General features: G+C 66.8%; 26 protein-coding genes. 11 read left to right on the top strand and 15 right to left on the bottom strand.

Annotated elements, in window-relative coordinates; genetic code table 11:
• Nucleotides 1-5 precede the first annotated feature (5 nt).
• Complete coding sequence (gene flgC, locus Q0319_RS16450) at nucleotides 6-416, bottom strand: flagellar basal body rod protein FlgC (RefSeq protein WP_299454470.1); 411 nt, start codon at nucleotides 414-416, stop codon at nucleotides 6-8.
• A 22-nt stretch (nucleotides 417-438) separates the two neighbouring features.
• The gene (gene flgB / locus Q0319_RS16445; RefSeq protein ID WP_296463093.1) at nucleotides 439-858 is read right to left on the bottom strand and encodes a flagellar basal body rod protein FlgB; all 420 of its coding nucleotides are present in this window, start codon (nucleotides 856-858) and stop codon (nucleotides 439-441) included.
• Between the two features lie 185 nt (nucleotides 859-1,043).
• Here flgB and flgA point away from each other — a divergent pair, with 185 nt between their 5' ends.
• The 3 genes from flgA (at nucleotide 1,044) to Q0319_RS16430 (ending at nucleotide 2,538) form a co-directional block, all read left to right on the top strand.
• Nucleotides 1,044-1,751, top strand: coding sequence for a flagellar basal body P-ring formation chaperone FlgA (flgA, locus tag Q0319_RS16440; protein ID WP_296463095.1), 708 nt, complete (start codon nucleotides 1,044-1,046; stop codon nucleotides 1,749-1,751).
• 143 nt (nucleotides 1,752-1,894) lie between these two features.
• Nucleotides 1,895-2,185: a flagellar biosynthesis anti-sigma factor FlgM gene (gene flgM / locus Q0319_RS16435; RefSeq protein WP_296463098.1), complete on the top strand. Its 291-nt coding sequence runs from the start codon at nucleotides 1,895-1,897 to the stop codon at nucleotides 2,183-2,185.
• On the top strand, nucleotides 2,182-2,538 hold the full coding sequence (locus tag Q0319_RS16430) for a hypothetical protein (protein ID WP_296463099.1): 357 nt from the start codon (nucleotides 2,182-2,184) through the stop codon (nucleotides 2,536-2,538). Before flgM ends, Q0319_RS16430 begins: the two co-directional genes overlap by 4 nt.
• Before the next feature lie 12 nt (nucleotides 2,539-2,550).
• On the opposite strand, the gene Q0319_RS16425 is transcribed toward Q0319_RS16430, so the two are convergent.
• From Q0319_RS16425 to flhD, 12 genes are all read right to left on the bottom strand, one after another.
• Complete coding sequence (locus tag Q0319_RS16425; RefSeq protein WP_296463101.1) at nucleotides 2,551-3,273, bottom strand: RNA polymerase sigma factor FliA; 723 nt, start codon at nucleotides 3,271-3,273, stop codon at nucleotides 2,551-2,553.
• Between the two features lie 49 nt (nucleotides 3,274-3,322).
• Nucleotides 3,323-4,921 carry a flagellar biosynthesis protein FlhF gene (gene flhF / locus Q0319_RS16420; protein ID WP_299454464.1) on the bottom strand — a complete coding sequence of 533 codons (1,599 nt, stop codon included), beginning with the start codon at nucleotides 4,919-4,921 and terminating at the stop codon, nucleotides 3,323-3,325.
• A 37-nt stretch (nucleotides 4,922-4,958) separates the two neighbouring features.
• Nucleotides 4,959-7,046: a flagellar biosynthesis protein FlhA gene (gene flhA / locus Q0319_RS16415; RefSeq protein WP_299454461.1), complete on the bottom strand. Its 2,088-nt coding sequence runs from the start codon at nucleotides 7,044-7,046 to the stop codon at nucleotides 4,959-4,961.
• Entirely contained in the window at nucleotides 7,043-8,212 is a 1,170-nt protein-coding gene (gene flhB, locus Q0319_RS16410) for a flagellar biosynthesis protein FlhB (protein WP_299454458.1), read from the bottom strand. Before flhB ends, flhA begins: the two co-directional genes overlap by 4 nt.
• 192 nt (nucleotides 8,213-8,404) lie before the next feature.
• Complete coding sequence (locus Q0319_RS16405) at nucleotides 8,405-10,258, bottom strand: chemotaxis protein CheA (protein WP_299454455.1); 1,854 nt, start codon at nucleotides 10,256-10,258, stop codon at nucleotides 8,405-8,407.
• A gap of 13 nt (nucleotides 10,259-10,271) precedes the next feature.
• Nucleotides 10,272-11,021 carry a protein phosphatase CheZ gene (gene cheZ, locus Q0319_RS16400; RefSeq protein ID WP_296469003.1) on the bottom strand — a complete coding sequence of 250 codons (750 nt, stop codon included), beginning with the start codon at nucleotides 11,019-11,021 and terminating at the stop codon, nucleotides 10,272-10,274.
• The gene (gene cheY, locus Q0319_RS16395; RefSeq protein WP_296469001.1) at nucleotides 11,021-11,416 is read right to left on the bottom strand and encodes a chemotaxis response regulator CheY; all 396 of its coding nucleotides are present in this window, start codon (nucleotides 11,414-11,416) and stop codon (nucleotides 11,021-11,023) included. Before cheY ends, cheZ begins: the two co-directional genes overlap by 1 nt.
• Nucleotides 11,406-12,368 carry a chemotaxis protein gene (locus Q0319_RS16390; RefSeq protein WP_296468997.1) on the bottom strand — a complete coding sequence of 321 codons (963 nt, stop codon included), beginning with the start codon at nucleotides 12,366-12,368 and terminating at the stop codon, nucleotides 11,406-11,408. The genes cheY and Q0319_RS16390 overlap by 11 nt, the downstream gene beginning before the upstream one ends.
• Nucleotides 12,369-12,408: 40 nt before the next feature.
• On the bottom strand, nucleotides 12,409-13,317 hold the full coding sequence (gene motB, locus Q0319_RS16385) for a flagellar motor protein MotB (RefSeq protein ID WP_299454450.1): 909 nt from the start codon (nucleotides 13,315-13,317) through the stop codon (nucleotides 12,409-12,411).
• Between the two features lie 22 nt (nucleotides 13,318-13,339).
• The gene (motA, locus tag Q0319_RS16380; RefSeq protein ID WP_296468993.1) at nucleotides 13,340-14,200 is read right to left on the bottom strand and encodes a flagellar motor stator protein MotA; all 861 of its coding nucleotides are present in this window, start codon (nucleotides 14,198-14,200) and stop codon (nucleotides 13,340-13,342) included.
• A 229-nt stretch (nucleotides 14,201-14,429) separates the two neighbouring features.
• Nucleotides 14,430-14,984, bottom strand: coding sequence for a flagellar transcriptional regulator FlhC (gene flhC / locus Q0319_RS16375; protein ID WP_296468991.1), 555 nt, complete (start codon nucleotides 14,982-14,984; stop codon nucleotides 14,430-14,432).
• 43 nt (nucleotides 14,985-15,027) lie between these two features.
• Nucleotides 15,028-15,342, bottom strand: coding sequence for a flagellar transcriptional regulator FlhD (gene flhD, locus Q0319_RS16370; RefSeq protein ID WP_296469009.1), 315 nt, complete (start codon nucleotides 15,340-15,342; stop codon nucleotides 15,028-15,030).
• 280 nt (nucleotides 15,343-15,622) lie between these two features.
• Here flhD and Q0319_RS16365 point away from each other — a divergent pair, with 280 nt between their 5' ends.
• From Q0319_RS16365 to Q0319_RS16330, 8 genes are all read left to right on the top strand, one after another.
• A complete protein-coding gene (locus tag Q0319_RS16365; protein ID WP_299454445.1) occupies nucleotides 15,623-16,780 on the top strand; it encodes an ATP-binding protein in 1,158 nt (385 codons plus the stop codon).
• Nucleotides 16,781-17,166: 386 nt separating this feature from the next.
• Nucleotides 17,167-18,588, top strand: coding sequence for a flagellin (locus tag Q0319_RS16360; protein WP_299454441.1), 1,422 nt, complete (start codon nucleotides 17,167-17,169; stop codon nucleotides 18,586-18,588).
• Between the two features lie 173 nt (nucleotides 18,589-18,761).
• Nucleotides 18,762-19,124: a flagellar protein FlaG gene (locus Q0319_RS16355; protein ID WP_296465065.1), complete on the top strand. Its 363-nt coding sequence runs from the start codon at nucleotides 18,762-18,764 to the stop codon at nucleotides 19,122-19,124.
• Between the two features lie 31 nt (nucleotides 19,125-19,155).
• Complete coding sequence (gene fliD, locus Q0319_RS16350) at nucleotides 19,156-20,616, top strand: flagellar filament capping protein FliD (RefSeq protein WP_299454439.1); 1,461 nt, start codon at nucleotides 19,156-19,158, stop codon at nucleotides 20,614-20,616.
• Nucleotides 20,617-20,633: 17 nt separating this feature from the next.
• Complete coding sequence (fliS, locus tag Q0319_RS16345; protein ID WP_296465060.1) at nucleotides 20,634-21,041, top strand: flagellar export chaperone FliS; 408 nt, start codon at nucleotides 20,634-20,636, stop codon at nucleotides 21,039-21,041.
• A gap of 21 nt (nucleotides 21,042-21,062) precedes the next feature.
• Complete coding sequence (locus Q0319_RS16340; RefSeq protein WP_296465055.1) at nucleotides 21,063-21,437, top strand: flagellar protein FliT; 375 nt, start codon at nucleotides 21,063-21,065, stop codon at nucleotides 21,435-21,437.
• Between the two features lie 99 nt (nucleotides 21,438-21,536).
• Entirely contained in the window at nucleotides 21,537-22,787 is a 1,251-nt protein-coding gene (locus Q0319_RS16335; RefSeq protein ID WP_299454436.1) for a flagellar hook-length control protein FliK, read from the top strand.
• The gene (locus Q0319_RS16330) at nucleotides 22,784-23,113 is read left to right on the top strand and encodes an EscU/YscU/HrcU family type III secretion system export apparatus switch protein (RefSeq protein WP_299454434.1); all 330 of its coding nucleotides are present in this window, start codon (nucleotides 22,784-22,786) and stop codon (nucleotides 23,111-23,113) included. Before Q0319_RS16335 ends, Q0319_RS16330 begins: the two co-directional genes overlap by 4 nt.
• 86 nt (nucleotides 23,114-23,199) lie before the next feature.
• Here the strand turns inward: Q0319_RS16330 and fliE are convergent, their stop codons facing one another.
• On the bottom strand, nucleotides 23,200-23,547 hold the full coding sequence (gene fliE / locus Q0319_RS16325) for a flagellar hook-basal body complex protein FliE (protein WP_296465047.1): 348 nt from the start codon (nucleotides 23,545-23,547) through the stop codon (nucleotides 23,200-23,202).
• Nucleotides 23,548-23,607 lie beyond the last annotated feature (60 nt).

Here is a 23,607-nt window from a genome sequence, read left to right as displayed (position 1 = left end):
ATTCCTTAACTGCCGAGGGTCAGGGTTTTCTGCATCAAGGTCTTCGCCGTGTTCATGACCTCGACGTTGGTTTGATAGGCGCGCGAGGCGGCGATCATGTCCACCATCTCGTCCACGACCTCCACGTTGGGCATGCTGACGTAGCCTTCTGCATCAGCCATGGGGTGCCGGGGGTCATAGATGCGCTTGGGAGGCGACGGGTCGGTCGCGACCTCGCGCACGCGCACGCCCCTGGCGCCGTCCGTGCCACCCGGGACGAGGTAAGACTCGAATACGACCTTGCGGGCGCGGTACACCTCGCCATCGGGGCCGCTCACGCTTTCGGCATTGGCCAGGTTGCTCGCCACGGCGTTCAGGCGCTGGCTGTTGGCGACGAGCGCCGTGCCGGCGATCTCGAAAGCTTTGTTCATGGACATGTTGCGACAGCCTCGCTCGATCTCAATTGTTCTGGATGGCGCGCTGGAGGGTCTGGATCTGCCCGTTCAGCATGCGCAGCGCCGCGTCATAGCGCAGCGCGTTGTCGGCGAAACGCGTACGCTCCAGGTCGGGATCGACGGTGTTGCCGTCGATGGATGCCTGGGCGGGCGTGCGGTATTGGAGCGCCACGGGCAAGCCGGCGCTGGCCTCGCCCCGAAGGTGGCGGGCGTTGGTCGTGGCCATGCGCAAGGGCGCGAGCGAAGCGTCCGGCTCGGGCGTGCCGGTCGCCGCGCGCAGCGCAGCGCCGAAATCGAAATCCCGCGCCTTGTAATTGGGCGTCTCGGCATTGGCCAGGTTGGACGCCAAAACCTCCTGGCGCTGGGCGCGCAGCGTCAGGGCTTGCGCGTTGAACATCAGTTCTTCGCCGATGCGGCTGATCACATGACCTCCTGTACACGCGTGAGGCGGTAAAGCCTTTCGCAGGTCTGGCCATTATTCGCGTTCCCCGTCACGGGGAAAGCGGGAGTAAGCCACCTTTTCCGTTCTTGTTTTTCCCTTCCTTCCCGTCCACGCGCGCTAGAGTTTTCCTCCACCGCCCCTTTGCTTAGGAAAAAGGCTGCCATTCCATGAAACGCTCCGGCTGCGCCGCGGCCCTCGCCCTCGTCCTGACCTCGATCGGCGCCTCGCCGGCGTGGGCTGAACCGGGCACTGCGCCCGAGCTCATCGAACGGGGACGCAAGCTGCTCGAAGCGCGTGCCGCCTCCGCCGCCGGCGCCCTGGGCGGGCGCATCGACATCCAGATATCCGGACAGGCGGCCGAACGGCTTGCCCAAGCGCCGTGCTCACCCCAGGTCTTCCTCCCGCCCGGCGGCCGGCCCCTGGGCAAGACCGCCATTGGCATGCGCTGCGCGCAACAACCCTGGCAAGTGCGCATTCCCGCCGAAGTCTCGGTATACGTACCGGTACCGGTTCCCAACCGGCCGCTGCCCGCGGGCACCGTCTTGCGCGAAAACGACTGGTCACTCGCGGAAGTGAACATCGCCGCCTGGCCGCGCGGCGTGATGACCGACCCGCTTCAACTGGAAGGCGCGACGACGACCCGCCCCCTCAAGGCAGGCGAGCCCATTCCGCCCGCGGCCCTGCAGTCGCGCTCGCAGCTCGGGCCTGGCGACCCGGTGCAGGTCGTGCTGAGCGGGGTCGGGTTCACCATCAAGGCTTCCGGCAAAATGCTCCATGCCGCCCGGCCCGGCCAGCCTGCCCGGGTCCAGCTCGACACCGGGCGCACGGTAGCAGGCATCCTGCGGGAAGACCGCGAGATCGAGGTCAATCTCTAACCCCATCCCGCTTACATTCTGTTGCGTCCGCCTTCGGTGCCGCACGGCCCCGGTGCTAAAGTTTTCCCCCGAATGCGCCGATAAGGGCTTATCGCCCAAGACAGGTGCGCCTGTCTGCAACGGCAACCGGATGGAACATCATCGTGAAGATCACCCCTAAGGGTCCCGAATCGGTCAAGGTTTCGCGCCCTGCTGCGGCCGCGGAAGCCCGTCACGCCGTGCCCGCCCAGCCCGCGGCCTCCGGCCCGGCGGAATCCCTGGTCCAGCTCTCGCAGCTGGCCACCGGCCAGCCCGGCGCGGGTGAAGTCCCTTTCAATGCGGAGCAGGTCGAACGCATCAAGCAGGCCATACGCAACGGCGAATTCACCGTCAACGCCGAAGCCGTGGCCGACCGCCTCTTGGAAATCGAACGCGCCCTCGCACACAAGGCATGAGGCTCGAGGAATTCTCCGCCGTCGTGGACCGCTGCGCCTTTGCCGCCCAGGCGCTGAGCGAGGCCGTCACGGGCCGCGACACGAACCGCATCGACCAAGCCACCCAGGCCTTGAGCCTACGAATACTGGAGGTGCAGCGCGCCCTCCCCCATGCCCTTCCCTCCCTGCAGGCTGCGGAGCCCCACGTGCGCGAGGGCTGGCAGGCGCGGCTCGCGGCCATCCTTGAACCGATCAAGATCGCAGCGGAGCTCTCCACCCTCAACACCGCCGCCGCCTCGGCGCGGCTGGCCGCCCTGGCCCAGCTCAGCGGTGCCGAGCTTTCCTATTCGAGCAGCGGCCAGCTCTCCCGCTAGGCTTGGGCACGGCTAGCGACTCCAATCCTTCAACCGCGTGCGCAGGCGCGAAACGGCCTGCGAATGGAGCTGGCATATGCGCGACTCGGTCACGCCCAGCACCGCCGCGATTTCCTTGAAGTTCATCTCCTGCTCGTAATACATGCCCATGACGAGCTTTTCGCGCTCGGGCAGGCGCTCGATGCCCTGTACGACGGCTTCGCGGAAGCGCTGGTCGGACAGGCGAAGGTGCGGATCGCTGCTGTCGTCGACCGGTACATGCCGCTCGAGATAGCCGTCCGCGTCGTCGTCGCCGTCGAAGTCTTCGTAGTAGTACAGCTGCACGCCGCGTGCCTCGGCCAGCATCTGCTGGTATTCGGCCAGGCTCACTTCCATGGCCGCAGCCATCTCGGCATCCGTCGGCGCGCGGCCCAGCTGGTGTTCGCAGCGATGCATCGCGGCTTCGATCTTGCGCTGGACCTGGCGCACGCCGCGCGGCAGCCAGTCGCCCCGGCGCAGTTCATCCAGCATGGCGCCGCGTATGCGCTGCGTTGCGTACGTTTCGAACTGCGCCCCCAGCCCTTCCTCGAAGCGTCCGAGGGCATCGAGCAGCCCCAGCATCCCGGCCTGCATCAGGTCTTCGATCTGCACGCTCGCGGGCAGGCGCGCCACCATGTGATGCGCCATGCGCCTGACCAGCGGCACGTACTGCTCGATGTTCATCTCGCGCGCCAGGGTTCCTTCACGCGTATACATTCGTTTCTCGCCGCAAAAATTCGTCGGTGGGGATGCGATGCGTCATGAATTAGGCCGCTGCGGTCTGCGATGGCGCAGAGGGCTGCCATGCTGGCGCGGGCGCCGCCATCGCCCATTCGAGCTCTTCCGCTTCCAGCGCGAACACCCGGGCGTTGCGCGCCCGCAGGGCACGATGCACGAGCAGGCGCGCATTGGCCGCGTGGATGTCTTCGGGCACGCACTGCCCGTTGGTCATGTAGTGCAGCGGCACCCGGTGGCGGATCGCCGCGTCCAGCACACCGCCCAGGCGCACCGCTTCGTCCAGCTTGGAGACGATCATGCCCGCCAGCCCACCGGCCGAATAGGCCCGCACGATGTCCTCGGCCTGTTCGGCATGGGAGCCGCCCGGAACCACCAGCAGGCGTTGCACGCCTTCGGCGTCTAGCACGCGCAGGTGCTCGCCGATCTGCGCGTCGCGCTGGCTCACGCCCGCGGTATCGATGAGAACGAGCCGGCGGTCGGCCATACTGCCCAAGAGTACTTCCAGCTCGCTGCCGCCGCGCGCAACGTAAACCTCCACGCCGAGCATGCGGCCAAAGGTACGGAGCTGGTCCACCGCCCCGATGCGCTGCTGGTCGGTCGAGATCAGGCCCAGCGACCCGGCGCCGTACTTGACGACGCAATGGGCGGCGATCTTAGCCGCGGTGGTGGTCTTGCCCACGCCGGTTGGCCCGACGATGGCATAGCGCCCACCCTGCTCCACGATGTTGGCCTGCGCATCGACGCATGCAAGATTGCGCACCAGGACCTCGGCCAGCCAACGCTCGCCCTCTTCCGGCGCATGGGAGGCCGGCAAATGGGTGGCCACGGAGCGGGCGAGCTCCGGGGTGAATCCGCAATCGACCATGCGGCGCCATATTTCGCGCCGCAGCGGTTGGCGCTGCGCACTGTCGCGCCACGCCATGGCATCCATTTGGTGAGCCAGCCAGTCGCGCATCGAGCGCATTTCGCTGACGATGGGTTCGGCCACGCGGCTGGCCAGCTCTTCGCGGTCCTGTTCATCGAGCCGCGACGGTGCGGCGGCGCGATGCGCCACCTGCACGCCCGAAGGCTTTGGCCCGCTCCGGTGCGGCGCGCGCTTCTCCGCCTCCCCGCGTGGCGCCCCGAGACGCAGCACCGGCTTGGCGGTCTCGCGCTCGGCCGCCGCCACTGCCATGGCATGCGCCTGGTCGGCAAACTCGCCGCTGCCGCGCACCAGGTGCGGAATCTCGGCCGCATCGACGCGCGGCCAACTGGCCAAGGGCACCGCTTCCGCCGTCGGGGATGGCGGCACCGCAGGGCGGGACGCGTGCTCTTTTTCCTCATGCTGGGCCAGCACGCGGGCCGCCGGCGACAGGCGCACGGACTCTTCTTCCATATCGTCCCACAAGGCCGGCGCGGTGGCTGCGGCCGGGGCCGGCTGCTCCTGCGCGGGCGCGGATGCCGCGGGCGTGCCGGCATCAACGGCGGGATCCTCGGCGAGCGGCATGTCCTGGGCGCGTATGCCGACCACTTCCACGCCGGCGCTCGTACGGCGGGTGGAGACGATCAAGGCATCCGCCCCCAGCGCTTCGCGCATCATGCGCAGGCAATCCCGCGTGGTGGCAGCGATGAATTTGCGGAACTTCATGGGGTCAATCCCTGCAGGCGAATGAAAGGGGACATGCTCAACGTCCTCCCAGCGTCATCGCGACGCGGATGAGACGAGATTCGGGAATTTCGGAATGTGCCAGGACCTTCAGGCGCGGCACGGAACGCCGGAAGAACCGCGCCAGGGCAAGCCGCAACTGATCCGGCACCAGCAGCGCGGCGGGCTTGCCCACCGCATCCATCTTCTCGACCGCCGCCGCTGCCTCGTGCAGGAGGCGTTCGGCGAGCCCGGGCTCGATCGCGCCGATCTCGCCCGCCTTCGGGCTGATGGTGCGCAAGATGCGCTCGAGTTCGGGATCCAGCGCCAACACGTCGATCTCGCCATGGGCGCCGAAGATGTTCTGCGTGATGGCGCGTCCCAGTGCCACGCGCACGGCACCGACCAGCTCCACAGGATCCTGGGTGTGGACGGCGTGCTCGGACAAGGTTTCGACGATGGTGCCCATGTCGCGTATGTGGACGCCTTCGTCGAGCAGAGATTGCAGCACGCGCTGCAGCGTCGCCATGGAGATCAGCTTGGGCACCAGGTCTTCGAGCAGCTTGGGCGCGCTGCGAGAGAAGTGATCGCACAGCGCCTGCAGTTCCGCGCGGCCCAAGAGATCGGCCGCATGGCTGTGCAACAGGTGCGACAGGTGCGTGGCGATGACGGTGCCGACGTCGACCACCGTATAGCCCGCTGCCTGCGCCGCTTCGCGGGTCGCGGCGTCGATCCACATCGCCGGCAGGCCGAAGGCCGGGTCGCGGGTGGGCGTGCCCGGCACCTCGCGCGTGACGCGGCCGGGGTTGATGGCGAGGAATCCGCCGGTCTGCACTTCGCCCTCGCCGATGGCCACGCCCTTGAGCGTGATGCGGTAACCGCCGGGCCGCAGCTCGAGGTTGTCGCGGATGTGCACCGCCGCCGGCAGGAAACCCACGTCTTGCGCGAACTTCTTGCGCAGCGCCTTGATGCGCTTGAGCAGGTCGCCGTCGCCGGTCTTGTCCACCAGCGGAATCAGCCGGTAGCCCACCTCCAGCCCCACCGTATCGACGGGCGTGACGTCTTCCCAGCTGGCCTCTTGTGGCTCGACCGGCCCGGCCGGGGCCGCGGGCGCGGCTTCGCGCTGCGCCTGCTGCTTGCGGCGACGCGCCAGATGCCAAGACAACGCGCCGAGCCCGGTGGCCAGGACGAGGAACGAGAAATTGGGCATACCCGGCACCAACCCCAGCATGCCGACGATCCCCGCCGACAGCCCCACGGCCTGCGGCGTGCCGAGCAGCTGTTTGCCGACTTCGGTGCCGATGTCCTCACCCTCGCCGACCCGGGACACGATCAGGCCGGCGGCGATGGACACCAGGAGCGCTGGAACCTGGGCCACCAGGCCGTCCCCGATGGAGAGCAGGACATACGCGCGCCCTGCTTCGGAGAAACTGAGCCCGTGCTGCCCCACGCCGATCAACAGGCCGCCGATGATATTGACGAAAAGAATCAGGATGCCGGCGATGGCATCGCCGCGCACGAACTTGGAGGCGCCGTCCATCGCGCCGTAGAAATCGGCTTCCTGCGCCACGTCGGCGCGGCGCTTGCGCGCGGTGGCTTCGTCGATCAGGCCCGCGTTCAGGTCGGCGTCGATGGCCATCTGCTTGCCGGGCATGGCATCGAGCGTGAAGCGCGCCGACACTTCCGCGATGCGGCCCGCGCCCTTGGTGATGACGACGAAGTTGATGATGACCAGCACCAGGAACACCACCACGCCCACGGCGAAATTTCCGCCCACGAGGAACTGGCCGAAGGCCTCGATGACCTTGCCCGCGGCATCCGGCCCGGCGTGGCCGTTGAGCAGCACGACGCGCGTCGAGGCGACGTTGAGCGAAAGCCGCAGCAGCGTCGTCACCAGGATCACGCTGGGAAACACCGCGAAATCCAGCGGCCGCCTGGTATAGACGGACACCATCAGCACCAGCAGCGACACCGCGATGTTGAAGGTGAACAGCAGGTCCAGCACCAGCGGCGGCAGGGGCAGCAGCATCATGCCCAGCACCAGCAGGATGAAGGCGGGCATGCCGAGCTCGCGCAGCTGCGATGCGTTGAACTCCAGCCCGCCGACCTTCAGGCTGCGACCGATCATGCACGGCCTCCCTTGCGGAGCGGGGCCTCATCGAGCGGGTCCCAGCCGGCCGGTACCTCCACCGGCTTGAGCTCGGGCAGCGGCCCGGAGACATAGTCGCGCAGCTGATAGACGTAGGCCAGCACCTGGGCCACGGCGCGGTACAGGGCCACTGGCACTTCCTGGTCCACTTCGGCATGACGATACAAGGCGCGGGCCAGCTTCGGGCTCTCCACCACGGCCACCCGGTGCTCGCGCGCGATCTCGCGGATGCGGGCCGCGACGGCGTCCGTGCCCTTGGCCACCACGCGAGGCGCACTCATCCGCCCTTCCTCGTACTTCAGGGCGACCGCGTAGTGCGAAGGGTTGGTCACGACCACGTCGGCAGTCGGCACCGCCTGCATCATCCGCGCGCGTGCCCGGTCGCGCTGCAGTTGCCGTATCCGCCCTTTGACGTGCGGATCGCCTTCGGTTTCCTTGTTTTCCTGCTTGGCTTCCTGCAGCGTCATGCGCAGGTTCTTGTGGTGCTGCCACCATTGCAGGGGCACGTCGGCGGCCGCGATGACGAACAGCGCGCCGGCCAGGGCCAGCGCGTGGTTGGACAGCATCCCGGCGAGCTGGGACAGGGCGCGCGGCACCGAGGGCAGCGCCAGGGACAGCCAGCCGTGCACGCCGTGCCACACGAGCAGGCCCGCCACGCCTCCCAGCACCGCCACCTTCAGCAGCGCCTTGCCGAGCTCGGCCAGGCCGGTGACCGAAAACATGCGCCCGAATCCCTTCAATGGAGAAAGCCTGCCGAAGTCCGGCGTGACCGCCTTGCCCGAAAGGACCAGGCCGCCGAGCCCCACCGACCCCAGCACCCCCGCCGCCATCCCCGCCGCCAGCACGGGCGATATGGCAAGCAGGGCATCGCCCAGCGCATCCATCAGGGAGGGGAACAGCACGGCTTCGTCGCCAGACGCCGCGGCGCTCGCGGCCGCGGTCGAGAACGCGGCGCGCATCCAGCCCATGGCGCGGTCGACGATCCCGGCCCCGGCCAACATCAACGCCGCGACGCAGGCGAAGGTCGCCATGGCACCGGACAGGTCGCGCGAACGCGCGACCCGCCCTTCTTCGCGCGCCTGGTCCAGCCGCCGCTGGGATGGCGCCAGGGTCTTTTCCTGACCGCTTTCCTGGTTATCTGACACGGTTTTCCGGGGTATCGACGAACGCCGGGCCCAAGCTGCGCCTGGCGGATACCGGAGTTGCGGGCGAGCGCCAGCCGCCTCGCCACCACGGCTAAGGGATTATTCGCGAAAGGCGCGCATCCCAAAGCCCCGAACAGAGGCCGGAAAACTAGGCTATCTAGATGAGAGCGAGGCCAGGACCCGTGCGTCCGGTCAGAACACGCCCTCGAGCAGCTGCTTCATCTCCAGCACCAGCACCAGCGTGCCGTCGCCCGACAGGGTGGCACCGGCCACGCCGCGCGGATGGATGCCTTCGAGCGGCTTGATCATGACTTCGTCCTGGCCGATGAAGCCGTCCACGCCCAGCACGAGCTGGCGCTCGCCGTGCGCCAGCACCACCGCCAGCGAAGGCGGCTGCTCCCGCTCGCGCCCGAGCAGGGCCGCGAGGTCGAACACGGGCAGGACTTCGCCGCGCAGGGAGAGCGCCTGGCCATGGCCGACCTGGTGAATGTCTTCCTGGCGCAGCGGAATGATCTCGCGCACCACCGACAGCGGGATCGCATAAGGCTGGTCGAGCAGCTTGAGCATCAGCACGGGCAGGATGGCCAGCGTGAGCGGTAGCGAAATCACGATGCGCGAGCCCATGCCCGGCGAAGAATGGATGTCGATCTGCCCCTTGAGCTTCTCGATATTGGTCTTGACGACGTCCATGCCCACGCCGCGGCCGGAAAGGTCGCTGACTTCGCTGCGGGTCGAAAAGCCCGGCAGGAAAATCAGCTGCAGGCAATGCGCGTGGTCCAGGACGGCCGCCTCCTCGGCACCGATGACGCCCTTTTCCACCGCCTTGCGCCGTATGACTTCCGGATCCATGCCGCGGCCATCGTCCGAGACCTCGACCACGATGGAATCGCCCGTCTGGCGCGCGGACAAATGCACGGTGCCGCGCGCCGGCTTGCCCACCGAGCGGCGTTCGACCATGGTTTCGATGCCGTGGTCCACTGCGTTGCGGATCAGGTGCACCAGCGGGTCGTTGAGCTCGTCGAGAATGGTCTTGTCGACCTCGGTCTCGCCGCCCGTGATGATGAGCTCGACGTCCTTGCCGAGCTGCCGCGCGAGGTCACGCGCCAGCCGCGAGTACTTCTGGAACACGCGGCCCACCGGCTGCATGCGCGCCATCATGACGGCCGATTGAAGGTCCGAGACCAGGGTGTCGAGCTGGCTGAACACCGCATCCAGCGTCTCGGCCACGGCCTCGTCGCGGCGGCCGCCCAGGAGCGTATCGCGCAGGCACGAGAGGCGGTTCTTGGTCAGGCCGATTTCGCCCGAAAGATTCAGGATCTGGTCGAAGCGCGCGGTATCCACGCGTATGGTGGAGTCCTTGGCCGCTGCGCCCTGCGCGCCGCCGGACGGCGACAACATTTCGGGCCGATACGGCTTGGAAGCCGGAGCCCCGCTTTCCCGTGGTGCCTGCGCCTGCTCCTGCGCCGGGGCGGTGGTGGCGCTGGATAAGCCGGGCGGCTCGCCGAACGCCGCGCGGTAATAGCCCAGCCAATCGGGCTCGCCAGCGGCCTGCCCCGGCGGCTGCGGCTTGGCGGGTGCCGCCGTTTCGACTTCCGCGGTCCCCTCTTGCCCGCGGCCCGCCTCGGTGCCGCGCAGGCTCCGCGCGTCGAAGGATTCGCCCTTGGCCGCCGCCTCCAAGGCCCGCAGCAAAGCTTCGGGTGCCGGCTCCGGCATCGCGCCGCGCTCCATCTCCGCGAACATGCGGCGCACTTCGCCGGTCGCTGCAAGGATCACGTCCATGATCTCGGGCGTGACGCGCAGGGCGCCGCTGCGAAGCTGGTCCAGCAGGTTCTCGCCGCGATGGCACAGTTCCACGAGCGGCGTCGCCTCGAGGAATCCCGCGCCCCCCTTGACGGTGTGGAACCCGCGGAAGACCTGGTTCAGCAGGCCGGTGTCGTGGGGGCGCTGCTCCAACTCCACCAGGCCGATGTCGACGTCGTCGAGGAGATCCGCCGCCTCGGTCAGGAAGTCGGCCAGCAGATCCTGCATGTCGGAAAAGGCAGACACTCGTTATTCCCGCTCAAAAACCCAGACTCTCGAGCAAGTCGTCGACCTGCGCCTGACTGGTCACCACGTCGTCCCGGCTGGTGGGATCGATGACCGGCCCGTTCATCCACTCGGAATGCGCCGCGCTCCGCTTCTCGGGCGGCGTGCTTTCGATCAGCAGCTTGACCAGCTCATTTTCGAAGTCCTGCGCCAGCTTGACGACCTTCTGGATCACCTGCCCCGTCAAGTCGTGGAAGTCTTGGGCCATCATGATGTCGGTGAGCAAAGCCTGCGTGGCGCGCGCATCTTCCTGCGCGCGCTGCAGGAAAGCGTTGGTATCGGCGGCGACCTGCTTGAATTCCTCCACGCCCAGCTCGCAGGCGTAGAGCTGCTGCCACCGGGTGCTGAGCCGCGCACCCTCGCGCTCGACGGCTTCCTGGATGGCCTGGCCTTTCTCGACGTTGGACAGCGCGCGCTCGGCCGCCTGCCCGGTCAGCCGCGCGATGTAGTCGAGCCGCTGGCGCGTGTCGGGCAACGACTGCACGGCCATCTCGACTTTCTGGTGGTAGCCGAGCTCGCGCAGCGCATCGTGCAGCTGGCGCGTGAGCATGCCCACGCGTTGGTAGAACTCGGGCGATTCCTTCTTCTCTTCGCCGGCGCACGCCGCTTCCGGCGACGCCGGCGCGATCTCGGCATCCGGGGCAGCGTTGATACGCGCCAGCGTCTCGGAGGAGATCTGATCGAACAGCGCTTCGAGGTCTTCGGTATCGCCGGTATGGGCCATTACGTGCTCCCGCTCATTTTCTGGATGATCTTGGTCAGCTTTTCTTCCAGCGTCGCCTTGGTGAAGGGCTTGACGATGTAGCCGTTGGCGCCGATCTGCGCCGCCAGCACGATGTCTTCCTTCTTCGCCTCGGCGGTCACCAGCAGCACCGGCAGCTTCTTGAGCTGGGCGTCGGCGCGGATTTCGCGCAGCAGCTCGAAACCGTTCATGTTGGGCATGTTGATGTCGCTGACCACGAAGTTGAACAGGCCGCTGCGCAGCTTGCTGAGCGCGACCTGGCCGTCCTCGGCCTCGTCGGCGTTGTTGTAACCAAGTTCCTTCAGCAGGTTGCGGATGATCCGCCGCATGGTCGAGAAATCGTCGACGATAAGGAACTTCAAATCGTCAGGCTTCATTTGCTCCCTTTCTGGCCTTGATATGGGTAAGTTGAGCGGCGATCATACTAGCCAGTTCCGAGGGGTGGAATTTCGCGACATAGGCATCGACTCCCACCTGTTGTCCGAGCTTCTTGTTTGCAACCGACGACAGCGACGAATGCATCACGACCGGTATCTTGCTGAAACGTGGGTCAGCCTTAATGTGCCGGGTCAGCACGTAGCCGTCCATCTCCGGCATCTCGGCATCGACCAGGATCAGCCCCAACATCAGTTCGACCGGCAGCTTCTCGGCCTCGGCCCGCGCAGCGATGCCCTGCAGCTTCTGCCAGGCCTCCGCGCCATTGGTCGCATGCTGGTGCGGCAGGCCCATGCGGTCCAGCACTTCCGTGATCTTCTTGCGCGCGAGCGCGGAATCATCGGCAAAGAACACGTTGGCCTTGATGTCCGGATCGACCTGCTGGATCTCGGGCGGAATCTTGTCCTCGCCGATCACCGAGGCCAGGATCTGCTCGACGTCGAGGATGGACACCAGCTTGCCGTCGGGCAGTTCCGTCAGCGCCGTCATGAAGGACGTGTTGGACGAAGGCATGGACTGTGGCGACTTCACCTTGTCCCAGTCGATGCGCACGATGCGGTCGACATCGGCGACCAGGAAGGCCTGCGTGTGGCTCGAGAACTCGGTGATCAGCAGCTTGGTGCGCGGCGCGTCGGTCTTCATGTTGATGGTGGTTGCCAAGTCGATCACGGGCAGGATCGCCCCGCGCAGCGAGATGATGCCCTCCACGCCCCGCGGCACATTGGGCGTCCGCGTGATGGGTATGAGCTCGCACACCTCGCGCACCTTGAACACGTTGATGCCGAAGACCTCGCTGCCGCCGAGCGAAAACAGCAGCAGCTCCATCTTGTTGGAGCCGGCCAGCCGGGCCTTCTCGTCCACCATTTCCATCAACCGATTGTCACCGGCACCCATAAAGTCCTCCATACCAGCCGGACGATGCCGGCCCCGAAGTTCACTGCGATTCGAGCGCTGACACCCGCAGCGCATCGCCGCTCAGGTGTCCCGGAACGGCGGGTACATCGACATACACGCCGCCTTTCTTGAGAAATTCTTCGCTGCGCTTGTTCAGCACCACGATGCTGATGCGCCGGTTCTCCGGCGCGCGCAGGTCGTCGCGATTGAACGGCACGGAATCCGCGAGCCCCACGACGCGCAAGGCCTTGTCCGGCTTCATGCCGGCATTGAGCATTTCCCGGCGCGCGGCATTGGCGCGATCGGCCGAGAGCTCCCAATTGCTGTAGCCGGCGTCGCCGCCGGCGTACGGCGTCGAATCGGTATGCCCGGAGATCGAGATCTTGTTCTCCACCCCGTTGAGCACGCGCGCGAGCTCGTCCAGGATGGCGCGGCTGTAATCCTTGAGCACGGTCTTGCCGCTGTCGAACATGGGCCGGTTCTGCTCATCCACGATCTGGATGCGCAGGCCTTCGTCGGTGAAGTCGAGCAGGATCTGGTTCTTGAACTGCTTGAGCGTGGGCTGGGTGAAGATCAGGCTTTCCAGCTCCGACTTCAGCGCCTCGAGCTTGCGGCGCTCGCGGGCCTCCAGCTCTTCGTCGCTGGCGCGCCGCTGCGGCGTGATGCGCGGGCTCACGTGTTGCCCGCCCTGCAGCACGCTGACCGGATCGCCGGCCACGCTGCCCGCAGTCACGGCTACGCGCAGCGGGGTGCGGAAATATTCGGAAATGCCGTCCAGGTCGGCCTGCGCCGCGGTGGTCAGCAGCCACATCAACAGGAAAAAGGCCATCATGGCCGTGACGAAATCGGCATAGGCGATCTTCCACATGCCGGTGCCGTGCGCGCGCTGCCGCGAGCGGCGTGGGCGCCGGACGACGATGGGAGCGATGCCTTCCTTGCGTGGTGCCATGACTCGACCCTATGCCGCGCGCTCAGGCCGCGGACCTGCCCCGCACCGTGTCTTCGAGCTCGCCGAAGCTCGGGCGCTCGGTGGAGAACAGCACCTTGCGGCCGAACTCCACCGCCAGCGCCGGCGCGTAGCCGTTCAGGCTGGCCAGCAGCGCGACCTTGACGCATTCGAGCTGTTTGCAGCTCTCGCTCACTTTCTGCTCCAGCACCGAGGCCAACGGGCCCACGATGCCGTAGGCGAGCAGGATGCCGACGAAGGTGCCCACCAGCGCAGCCCCAATCTTGGCGCCCAGCACCGCGGGCGGATCGCCCACCGAGCCCATCACGTTGACCACGCCCATCACTGCCGCGACGATGCCGAAGGCGGGCAGCCCGTCGGCCACGCGCTGGACGGCCTGCGCGGGCACGCTGGCTTCCTGGTGGTGGGTATCGATTTCCTGGTCCATGAGCGCTTCGAGTTCGAGCGGGTTCAGGTTGCCGCTGACCATGAGGCGCAGGTAGTCGGTAACGAACTCCACCAGCTGCGCATCGGCCAGCAGCGCCGGATATTTCTGGAACAGGGGGCTGTCGTGCGGCTCTTCGACGTCTGCCTCGATGGACATCAGCCCCTCGCGCCGCACGCGGTTGAGGATTTCGTACAGCAGTGCGAGCAGGTCCAGGTAGCGCTGCTTGGTGAAGCGCGAGCCGCGCAACGTGGTAGGCAGGGCCTTGAACGTGGCCTTGAGCACCTTGGTGGAATTGCCGCACACGAAGGCGCCGAAGGCCGCCCCGGCGATGATTACGAGTTCGAACGGCTGGAACAGCGCGCCCAGCGAACCGCCGTGCATGGCATAACCGCCCAGCACCGACGCGACAACGATGATGTAGCCAATGATGACGAGCATATAGAGTCCCACCCCAAGCCGAAGCCACTCCCGTGGCGTCAGGCGCGCAGACCGGCGGGCCTGGCTCGCCGTGCCCAGCAGCATCGCTGGCGCCTTGCCGGACGGCGACGGGCCGGACCTCCGGGAATGCTCCTGCTTGGGGCATTTCGGCTCCGCGCACATTGCGCGCAGCCATGAACGGGTTTTCGGCCGCTGCGGGAAAAACTTGAGGCGGGAACGCGCGCCGCGCTCAACCCGCTTCGGCTTGGATGCCCGTGGCATCCCGGGCCGCACGGCGGGTCTTGCCCGCGCGTGAAGGCATGTTGCACAGCCCGCACACGTACCGCCGCGTCAGCTCGTAGGTATGGGTGACGAATTCGCCGCCACAGGTGGTACAGGCCGCCATGCCCAACATGCCCGCATCGAAAAAGCGCGTCAGACGCCAGGCCCGGGTGATGGAAAGCACCTCGGGCATGCCGAACTGCCCCACCTGCTCCCGGTACAGCCGATAGGCGCGGATCAGCGCCTCGACCGGGGCGTCGCCCATGCTCACTTGGTGGCGATGAATGTTCATGAACAACGACGAATGAATGTTCGGCTGCCAGGTCATGAACCAATCCGTGGAAAACGGCAGCATGCCCTTGGGAGGCGATTTGCCCTGGATCTCCCGGTACAGGCGCAGCAGCCGCTCGCGCGACAACTGCACTTCCGCCTCCAGCACCTGCAGGCGTGCGCCCAGCCGGATCAACTCGGATGCGATCTCGATCTGCCGGGCTTCAGACAACACGCTCTTAGCGCGAGCCATAGGGCCCCCCGATGCAAACTACCCACGATAGGAACCCGGCAAATCAGGCCGCGGCCTTGGCCGCCGTTTGGCCCGCCATCAGGATGGCAGCATGGATGCGAGGCGAGGGATCATCGCGCTTGGGAGAGGCAAGCAGGTTCCAGATGAGCGTGTCGTCGAAGCGGAAGCGCGCCAGCAACATGCCCGAGCTGGCAATCTTGAGGAGCTGTGCCGTGGTAAGCGAGAGTAAAATGTCGGCCACCTCGGCGGAAATGCCCAGGCGATACAAGGCTTCGCTGCGGTCCACGCGCAGCATTTGCTGGGCAAGCATCAAATAAGTCAGGTTCGCGTCGCGGATTTCCTCGCTCAATCGAGACATGGGAGAATGCTCGGCTTTCGAGGCCGGCAGCGCCGCTTCGACCTCGTCGCACACTTGACTCATCGTGATTCCTTTAGGAAGCGCCCCTGAGGGCGAAAACCACACTGATAACCCGACCAAATTTGGTGCGGAGTTCGGTTGCATTGCTTCAATATGTAAATTATCCGACAACCGTAACGACGGCCAGGTCGGAAGCGGGCTGGATTTCACGTCTACCTAAGCCCCCTCCACATGTAAGAATTTTTCTTACACCACGGACTGGATTGACTTGCACACACCGATGCAAAACGCGATTCCCTTCTTGCAACATGGCGCAGCCCTCGGCGACAAAGACCGCGACCTTCTCCAAGCCGCCCTGGAGTCGCTGCCGGCCGCGGTGTGGGTCGTAGACCGCGAAGGCCGCTACCGCTATGTGTCCCAGACCTACGCCCGGCTGCTGGACACTTCGGCCGAACATTGCCTCGGCAAGCCCATGGAAGACGTGATGCCCGCTTCGCTTGCCCGCATTTACCGGGTCCGCCACCAGCAAATGCTGGAGTCCAAGTCGCGCCGGCGCTTCGAGCAAATCTGGACGGTGAATGGCGAGCCCCGCTGGTTCGAAGTCCACATGAATTGCCTGTACAACGAGGAAGGCGAAGCCGTGGCCGTCTCGGGCTACGCGCGCGACGTCACGCAGCACATGGAGCAACAAGAAGCGGCGCGGCGCATCCAGGGCGAACTCGAGAAACGCGTGGCCGAGCGCACGCAGCAGCTGCGCGTCATCAATGAAGAACTCGAGGCCTTTTCGTATTCGGTCTCGCACGACCTGCGCGCGCCGCTGCGCCAGATCGCGGGCTTTGCGGAATTGCTGGGGTCGCGGCTCGCCGGCTGGCGGGACGAAACGGCCGCCAGCCACCTGCAGCACATCCTTGACACCACGCGCCACATGGACGGCTTGATCGCCGACCTATTGCAATTGGCCCGCATCAACCAGAGCGGGCTGCACAAGACCCGCGTGGACCTTGCCGCCCTCGCCCGTGACGTGGTGGCACAACTGCGCTGCGACCATCCCACGCGAACGGTCAAGGTAGACCTACCCGAAAGCCTCCACGCCGAATGCGACGCCGGCCTGATGCGCATCGCGCTCGACAACCTGCTCGGCAACGCCTGGAAATTCACGGGCAAGCAGCCCGACGCGCAGATACAGTTCGGCAGCTTCCCCCGCGGCGAACAGACGGTGTATTTCGTGCGCGACAACGGCGCGGGCTTTGACGCGAAAAACGCCGAACGCATCTTTGGCGCCTTCCAGCGCTTCCACCGCGCGAGCGACTTCCCCGGCACCGGCGTGGGGCTCGCCACGGTCCGCCGCATCATCAGCCGCCACGGCGGCCAGATCTGGGCAGAAAGCGCGGCCGGGCAAGGCGCCACGTTCTACTTCACGCTGGAAACATTGAACTGAGCTTGAACCGAGCGGGAAGGCCCGATGCCTTCGCGAGCATCCCATTCAAGGCGCCCGCCTCCCCTGCGTCCAGCACGACGCCCCTCCCGTTCACCGCATCCAGGGCTGCGAGCAGCGGCGCCATGTCGGACGGATTCGCCGAAACTTTAGCGGTATTTTTTTTCGTTTCCCCGCCCTTCCTGCCTAAAGTTTCGCTTCCCCTCCCCCGTTAACTGCCTCAACGCGGCCGCGCTTGCATGACGCAAGCGAGCGCCGGCGATGCGGCACCACCGTCCCCGTCCGCCGGCCAGGCCAAGAGGCAATTGCGGAAGGACCTCCGGCCGCAGATGCATTTGGCGGGCCCCGGCCCGGAACCTAGGAATGACTCACCCTCAGGGAGCTCAGTCATGGCACAAGTCATCAACACCAACATTGCTTCGCTCAACGCGCAGCGCAACCTGACCAGCTCGCAGAACGCGGTCAACACCGCACTGCAGCGCCTCTCCACCGGCCTGCGCATCAACAGCGCCAAGGACGACGCGGCCGGCCTCGCCATCTCCGAGCGCATGACCACCCAGATCAACGGCCTGAACCAGGCCATGCGCAACGCCAACGACGGCATCTCGTTGGCACAAACGGCCGAAGGCGCGCTCTCGCAGATCGGCAACAACCTGCAGCGCATCCGCGAGCTGGCCGTGCAGTCGGCCAACGCCACGAACTCGGCCGAAGACCGCGCCGCCCTGCAAAAGGAAGTCGCGCAGCTGATCTCCGAAATCGACCGCGTTGCCAAGGACACGGAATTCAACGGCACTAAGCTGTTGGATGGCACGTTCACTGCCAAGCAGTTCCAGGTCGGCGCCAACAAAGGGCAAACCATCTCGATCGAGAATATCGCGAACGCCAGCGCATCCGCGCTAGGCAAGTTCAACGGCATCATCACGACCGTGGATCTCTCGACCATCGCTGACGATACCGTGCGCTCTCAAACGTTCACCTTCGGCAGTGCAGGCTCCGTGACCGGCAACGTAGCCAAGGACGCCAAGGCCCTGGCCGACATGCTGAACAGCGGCGGCATTGCCGGCCTGACCGCGAAGGCCAACGCCACGAAGGTTGCGGCTGCGGACCAGAGCACGGACTTCAGCGCGTTCACCGCGGGTACCGTCTCGTTCGAATTGAACGGCTTGCAAATCAACGTTGCGGTTAGCGCGAATGCCACGGCCAACCGCGAGAACACCGTTGCGGCGATCAACGCCCAGTCTGCCGTCACCGGAGTGCGTGCAGTCGACACCGGCAACGGCGTCGCCCTTGAAGCTGCCGATGGGCGCAACATCACCATCGATAACTTTGCCAATGCAGGCACCGGAGCCACGCTCACCCATTTGGGGCTCGCGGCTGAAGACACGTATGGCGGAAAGCTGGACATTACGTACGTCGCCCCGACTGGAGTGACGGGTAATTTCTCCGCCACCGGCGCGCTCACCATCGCCGATACTGCCATCACACAAACCGGTACTGCACTGAGCGCCGTCGACATCTCTACGGCCGCAGGCGCCGAGAACGCGTTGACGGCCCTGGATGCAGCCTTGACGACGATCAACAACGCCCGCGCCGACCTCGGTGCCATCCAGAACCGCTTCAGCTCCGTCGTCTCCAGCCTGCAAACCACGTCCGAGAACCTCTCGGCCTCCCGCAGCCGCATCCTGGACGCCGACTTCGCCGCCGAGACCGCGGCGCTGACCCGCGCCCAGATCCTGCAGCAGGCCGGTACGGCAATGCTGGCCCAGGCCAACTCGCTGCCGAACAACGTCCTGACGCTGCTGCGCGGCTGATCGACGCCTCCCCAGGACGGCCGCCCGGCCGTCCGTCGGGCCCGCCTTGCCAAGGCGGGCTTTTTTTTCGCCGGCCGGCGCACGCCGCCCTCAAGTTCCGCCGCTTTCCCCCGATAACCCAGGCATAGTCATTGATTGCGCCGGCGCTTCGCCGCCTACGCCCCGGAGTCCTCATGAGCATTTCCGCCCTCGGCAACCCGGCAGATACCCGCCCCAGCATGGGCGCGGCGCTCTTGCCCGTCGCCCAGGTATCGCCGCGCGGCGCGGCCAAGGACGCTGATCCGACGCTGCCCGCCACCTCCCAGGTGCCAGACCTGGAATCCCTGCAGGCTGCCGTCGATCACTTCAACCAGTACATCCCGCTGGCCAGCCGCAACCTGACCTTCAGCATTGATGAAGACAGCGGTACCGTGGTCGTGAAGATCATCGACGGCGACACGCAAGACGTCATCCGCCAGATTCCCTCGGAAGAGGCCCTGGCCCTCGCCCGTTCGCTCGACAAACTGGAGGGCGTGCTGCTCAGCCGCAAGGCCTGAGCGTCGCCCCGTCGTTCCCTAGGAGTCCATCGTGGCAAGCGTAGGATCTGCCCTCGGCATCGGTTCAGGCCTCGACCTGACGACCCTGCTGTCCAACCTCATGGCGGCCGAATCGGTGCCGCTGGCCAAGCTGCAGACGCGGGAAGTCAGCATCCAGTCCAAGATTTCGGCCTACGGCCAGCTGCGCAGCGCCATTTCCTCGCTGCGCGACGCGGTCAAGGGCCTGACGCCAGACAAGTTCAACGGCGCGGGCGCAAGCTCCTCGGCCCCGGACGTCGCAACCGCCACGGCCACGAACGCCGCCACCAAGGGTACGTACGCGCTCGAGGTCGTTTCGCTCGCCCAGGCCGAGAAAGCCGTAAGCGCCGGGCTGGAAAGCAGCAAGGCGCAGGTGCAGGCCGGCACCATCACCTTCACCTTCGGCAGCGTGGAAAACGGCGAATTCATTCCCGGCGAAGGCGAGGCCAAGACCGTCACCATCGAAGCCGGCAAGAACACCCTGGAAGGCGTGCGCGACGCCATCAACGCGGCCGAGGCCGGCGTCACCGCCACGATCATCCATGACGGCACGGGCGCCCGGCTCGTGCTGACGGCCAAGGAAACGGGCGCCGGGCATGCCTTCAGGATCACGACCCAGGGCGATGCCGGCAGCGACGGGCAGGCCCTTTCCTTCCTCGATTACGATCCGGCCAGCGCGCCCGACTACAGCGCCGGCGCCGCGGCCCAGATGAGCCGGCTGCAGCACGCGGCCGACGCGGAATTCAAGATCGACGGCATCGTGATGACGAGCGCGCGCAACAGCGTCAGCACGGCGCTCGAAGGCGTCACGCTCACCCTGGCCAAGGAGGGCACCACCACCATCACGGTCAAGGACGACGCCGCCAAGGCCCGCAGCGCGCTGCAGTCCATGGTGGACGCCTATAACAAGCTGCTCTCCACGGTGAATGCGCTGGCCGTCAACACGCCGGGCGCCTCCAAGGGCGAGTCCGGCACTGCCGGGCCTCTCGCCGCCGATAGCCTGACGCGCGACGTGATGACCCGCATCCGGAACGAGATCTTCAGCCCGGTGCAGGGCGCCACGGGCGCGTACACGTCCCTGGCGTCGCTGGGCGTGAGCTTCCAGTCCGACGGCACGCTCAAGCTCGATGCCACCCGCTTCGAGAAGGCCATGGCCACCGATGCTGGCGCCGTCGCCCGGCTGTTCGACGACGAAGCCTATGGCGAAGGGCGCAGCATCACCGCGCGCTTCCAGGCCCAACTCGATGCCATGGTCGAATCCGACGGCCTGATCGATTCGCGCCTGGACGGCCTGAATGCCTCGACCAAGTCGCTGCAGACCCAACAGGAACAGCTCAGCAAGCGGCTCGAGCAGATCGAAGCCCGGTACCGCGCGCAGTTCTCGGCGCTCGACACCCTGCTCGCGCAGATGAACAGCACGGCCAGCTACCTGACGCAGCAGCTCGAAGCGCTCAAGAACCTGCGTTCGTCATGAAGGATTAGGAGAATGCCGTGTCTGGATTCGCAAGCTTCGGCGCCAGCGCCTATGTCAGCGTGGGCGTGGAAACCGGGGTCTCGACCTCGAGCCCGCACGCGCTCATACTGATGTTGTACGATGGCGCCCTCGCTGCACTGCGGCGCGCCCAGGGCTGCATCGAGTCCGGCGATGCCGTCGGCAAGGCGCAGGCCATGTCGCGCGCCACGCGCATCATCGACGAAGGCCTGCGTGCCAGCCTCGACCACAAGGCCGGCGGCGAGATCGCCGGCCAGCTCGACGCGCTGTACGATTACATGTTCCGACGCGCGCTGCAGGCCGGCATCGACAACGATGCCGCGGCCCTGGAAGAGATCGCCCGCTTGCTCGACGGCTTGCGCGAGGCCTGGGCATCCATCGAACCCAAGGCGCAGGCCGCTGCCTGAGCCCACACGGAGACTCCGAACATGGTCACTCCACCCGCGCCGCCCTGCTCCTCGGACGAATGTTCCGCCACGACCTGCTCCGCGCTGCGCCAAGCCTACATGGAACTGGCTGAGCTGAGCTCGGCCATGCTGGCGGCGGCACGGCGCGGGGATTGGGACGAAGTCGCGTCCTACGAAGCCGAGTGCGCGCGTCGCACGGACTACGTGCGGCAGCTGTCCACGCCCGGCACCGAGTCGCTGCCCAAGGCCGAGCGCGAGGGTTGCATTGCGCTGATCCAGCAGGTGCTGGCCGACGATGCCGCCATCCGCGACCTGGCCCAGCCTTGGATGAAGGAGCTGGAACAAATCCTGCGGCCGAACCGGCAGCGGCATTTCACGTACTCGCCCTTCCGTTGACCTGCGCGAGCATGTCGCCCGGCTCCCATCCCGCAGCTGCGCCGGCACACCGCCTCGCGCCCGATACGCCTCCCTTGCGGACGGCGGCGGGAGACCGGGTTGGTCGATAGCCGGCAAGTGCAAGCGATCACCGGCATCACGCCGGTGCAGAGCTGGGAGCATTACCGCGAGCAAGCGCGCGAAGCCATCCTGGCGCGGCTGCTCAACGTTTCCGGCGCGCGGCAGTCCGGCGGCAACCTGCCGCACGGCTTGGTGCGCGCCACCGTGCTCCAGGCCCACAGCGCCAGCGAGGCGCTGGTCGACATCGGCGGCAAGCCCTATCTCGTCAACACCCGCCAGCCCTTGCGCGCCGGCGCCAGCGTCATCCTGCGCCTGCTGGACGACGCTACCTTCCTGCAAGGAATGGACAAGGCCGGGCCGCGCGGCGCAGGCGAACGCGAAGCGCGCGGCGGCCGGGATGCGGGATCGAACGTTGCACCGGCCACGGGCAGCAAGGCCGACCGCCCCGGCACTGCCTCGGCCACGCGCGGCATCGCCCCCGTCCCGTTGCCGGCGCTGGCCGAGCTCAAGACCACGACCGGCGATGCACGCATCCAGTTGAGCGGCTCGGCCCGCCTGCTCTTCGCGCTGGTCAGCGAGGGCGGCGGCCTGCAGCGCGGCGTGCCGCTCGCCTCCTTGCACATCCCGGCCGGCACGCCACCCACCGCCGCGGCCCACCAGATGCAGCAGGCCGTCGAGCACTCGGGCCTGTTCTATGAGTCGCACCTGCAGGAATGGCGCGAAGGCCGGCGCTCGCTGGAAGCCTTGCGCGCCGAACCGCAGGCCGCGTTCTCGCCCGGCCCGCAACCCCGGCCCACGCTAGATGCAGCCGTCCCCGCGCCGGCGCCCCAGCCCGCGACGACGCCCGAACAGAACGCCGCCAAGGGCCTGCAGGCCGCCCTGGCGGCCATTCCGCCCGACGTGCGGCCGCTGGTCCAGGACCAGATCGCGCTGCTGGCGAGCGGCCGCCTGCTACTCGAAGGCGCGTGGGGCGAGCGCCCCTTCAAGCTCGAGATCGAACCCGACGCCGAAAGCCGCCACGACCCGGACCTGCCGCTCGCCTGGCGCGTGCGCGTTCAGGTGGAGACACCCCACCTGGGCAAGCTCGAGGTCGACGTGTCCCTGTCTGGCATCGATGCGCGCGTGACGATACGGCCCGACACCAAGTCGCTGCGCGGCCAGCGCCTGCGCGAGGTAGAGGCGCAGCTGACGGCGGGCGGGCTCGAGCTGCAGCAGGCGCTGGACAGCCAGGGGCTGCGCATGTCGGACCTGCGCATCGCTGCCACCTCCCGCTCCCCCGCACGCTCATGAGCACACCCGAAGACGCCACCCCTCGCCACGAAGAGGATCCCAAGCGCAGCCTCGCCGTCGCACTGCGCTATGAAAAGGAACGCAAGACGCCCGTGGTGGTGGCCAAGGGTAGCGGCTTGATCGCCGAGGAAATCCTCCGCCGCGCCAAGGAAGCGGGCGTGTTCGTCCATAGCTCGCGCGAACTGATCGACCTGCTGATGAAGGTGGACCTGGACGCCCGCATCCCGCCGTCGCTCTACGCGGCGGTGGCCGAAGTGCTGGCCTGGGTCTACAAGCAGGACGAAGCCGCCGCGCGGCGCATGAAACCGCCGGGAACGCCAGGTTGAGCGGGCGGCGTGCCGGCCGTGCGGAACCCGGTGCGACCGTAACTGGACGGCAGGCTGCCGGCGACGCTGCGCCAGGGGAGCGCGGCTCAGACCGGCATGTTCATGATTTCGTTATAGGCGGCGATGACGCGATTGCGTGCCTGCGCCAGCATCTGGAAGGACAGGCTGGCCTGGTTCATCGCGATCATGGTGGCTTCGAGGCCGACCTCGGGATCGCCCTGTTGGTAGGCCTTCTGCAAGGCCGTGGCTTCGCTCTGGGCACGGTGCACGCTCTGGATGGCGTCGACCAGCACATTGGAGAACGAACCCGTGGCCGGCGCCGCCGAACCGCCCGCCATGAGCGAGTCGGGCCTCGCCAGCATCTGCGCAGCGCGCGCCATGCCTGGCTGTTCCTGGGCCGCGGTGGCGGCCGGCACGAGGGGAATCCGGTCCATCTGCATATCCATGGTGGCTGACTGCCGGATGATAGCCCCGGCCGCCATTTCCCAGCCCGC

Source organism: uncultured Pigmentiphaga sp. (assembly GCF_937950555.1).
Taxonomy (GTDB): domain Bacteria; phylum Pseudomonadota; class Gammaproteobacteria; order Burkholderiales; family Burkholderiaceae_B; genus Pigmentiphaga.
The sequence above is the reverse complement of the archived record's forward strand: the minus strand, read 5'-3'. Positions and strand labels throughout refer to the sequence as shown.

Coding starts and splice junctions, on each gene's coding strand:
- flgC (WP_299454470.1), bottom strand. CDS start 416: ATGTCCATGAACAAAGCTTTCGAGATCGCCGGCACGGCGCTCGTCGCC.
- flgA (WP_296463095.1), top strand. CDS start 1,044: ATGAAACGCTCCGGCTGCGCCGCGGCCCTCGCCCTCGTCCTGACCTCG.
- Q0319_RS16430 (WP_296463099.1), top strand. CDS start 2,182: ATGAGGCTCGAGGAATTCTCCGCCGTCGTGGACCGCTGCGCCTTTGCC.
- Q0319_RS16425 (WP_296463101.1), bottom strand. CDS start 3,273: ATGTATACGCGTGAAGGAACCCTGGCGCGCGAGATGAACATCGAGCAG.
- flhF (WP_299454464.1), bottom strand. CDS start 4,921: ATGAAGTTCCGCAAATTCATCGCTGCCACCACGCGGGATTGCCTGCGC.
- flhA (WP_299454461.1), bottom strand. CDS start 7,046: ATGATCGGTCGCAGCCTGAAGGTCGGCGGGCTGGAGTTCAACGCATCG.
- cheZ (WP_296469003.1), bottom strand. CDS start 11,021: ATGGCCCATACCGGCGATACCGAAGACCTCGAAGCGCTGTTCGATCAG.
- cheY (WP_296469001.1), bottom strand. CDS start 11,416: ATGAAGCCTGACGATTTGAAGTTCCTTATCGTCGACGATTTCTCGACC.
- Q0319_RS16390 (WP_296468997.1), bottom strand. CDS start 12,368: ATGGGTGCCGGTGACAATCGGTTGATGGAAATGGTGGACGAGAAGGCC.
- motB (WP_299454450.1), bottom strand. CDS start 13,317: ATGGCACCACGCAAGGAAGGCATCGCTCCCATCGTCGTCCGGCGCCCA.
- motA (WP_296468993.1), bottom strand. CDS start 14,200: ATGCTCGTCATCATTGGCTACATCATCGTTGTCGCGTCGGTGCTGGGC.
- flhC (WP_296468991.1), bottom strand. CDS start 14,984: ATGGCTCGCGCTAAGAGCGTGTTGTCTGAAGCCCGGCAGATCGAGATC.
- flhD (WP_296469009.1), bottom strand. CDS start 15,342: ATGTCTCGATTGAGCGAGGAAATCCGCGACGCGAACCTGACTTATTTG.
- Q0319_RS16365 (WP_299454445.1), top strand. CDS start 15,623: ATGCAAAACGCGATTCCCTTCTTGCAACATGGCGCAGCCCTCGGCGAC.
- Q0319_RS16360 (WP_299454441.1), top strand. CDS start 17,167: ATGGCACAAGTCATCAACACCAACATTGCTTCGCTCAACGCGCAGCGC.
- Q0319_RS16355 (WP_296465065.1), top strand. CDS start 18,762: ATGAGCATTTCCGCCCTCGGCAACCCGGCAGATACCCGCCCCAGCATG.
- Q0319_RS16340 (WP_296465055.1), top strand. CDS start 21,063: ATGGTCACTCCACCCGCGCCGCCCTGCTCCTCGGACGAATGTTCCGCC.
- Q0319_RS16330 (WP_299454434.1), top strand. CDS start 22,784: ATGAGCACACCCGAAGACGCCACCCCTCGCCACGAAGAGGATCCCAAG.
- fliE (WP_296465047.1), bottom strand. CDS start 23,547: ATGGACCGGATTCCCCTCGTGCCGGCCGCCACCGCGGCCCAGGAACAG.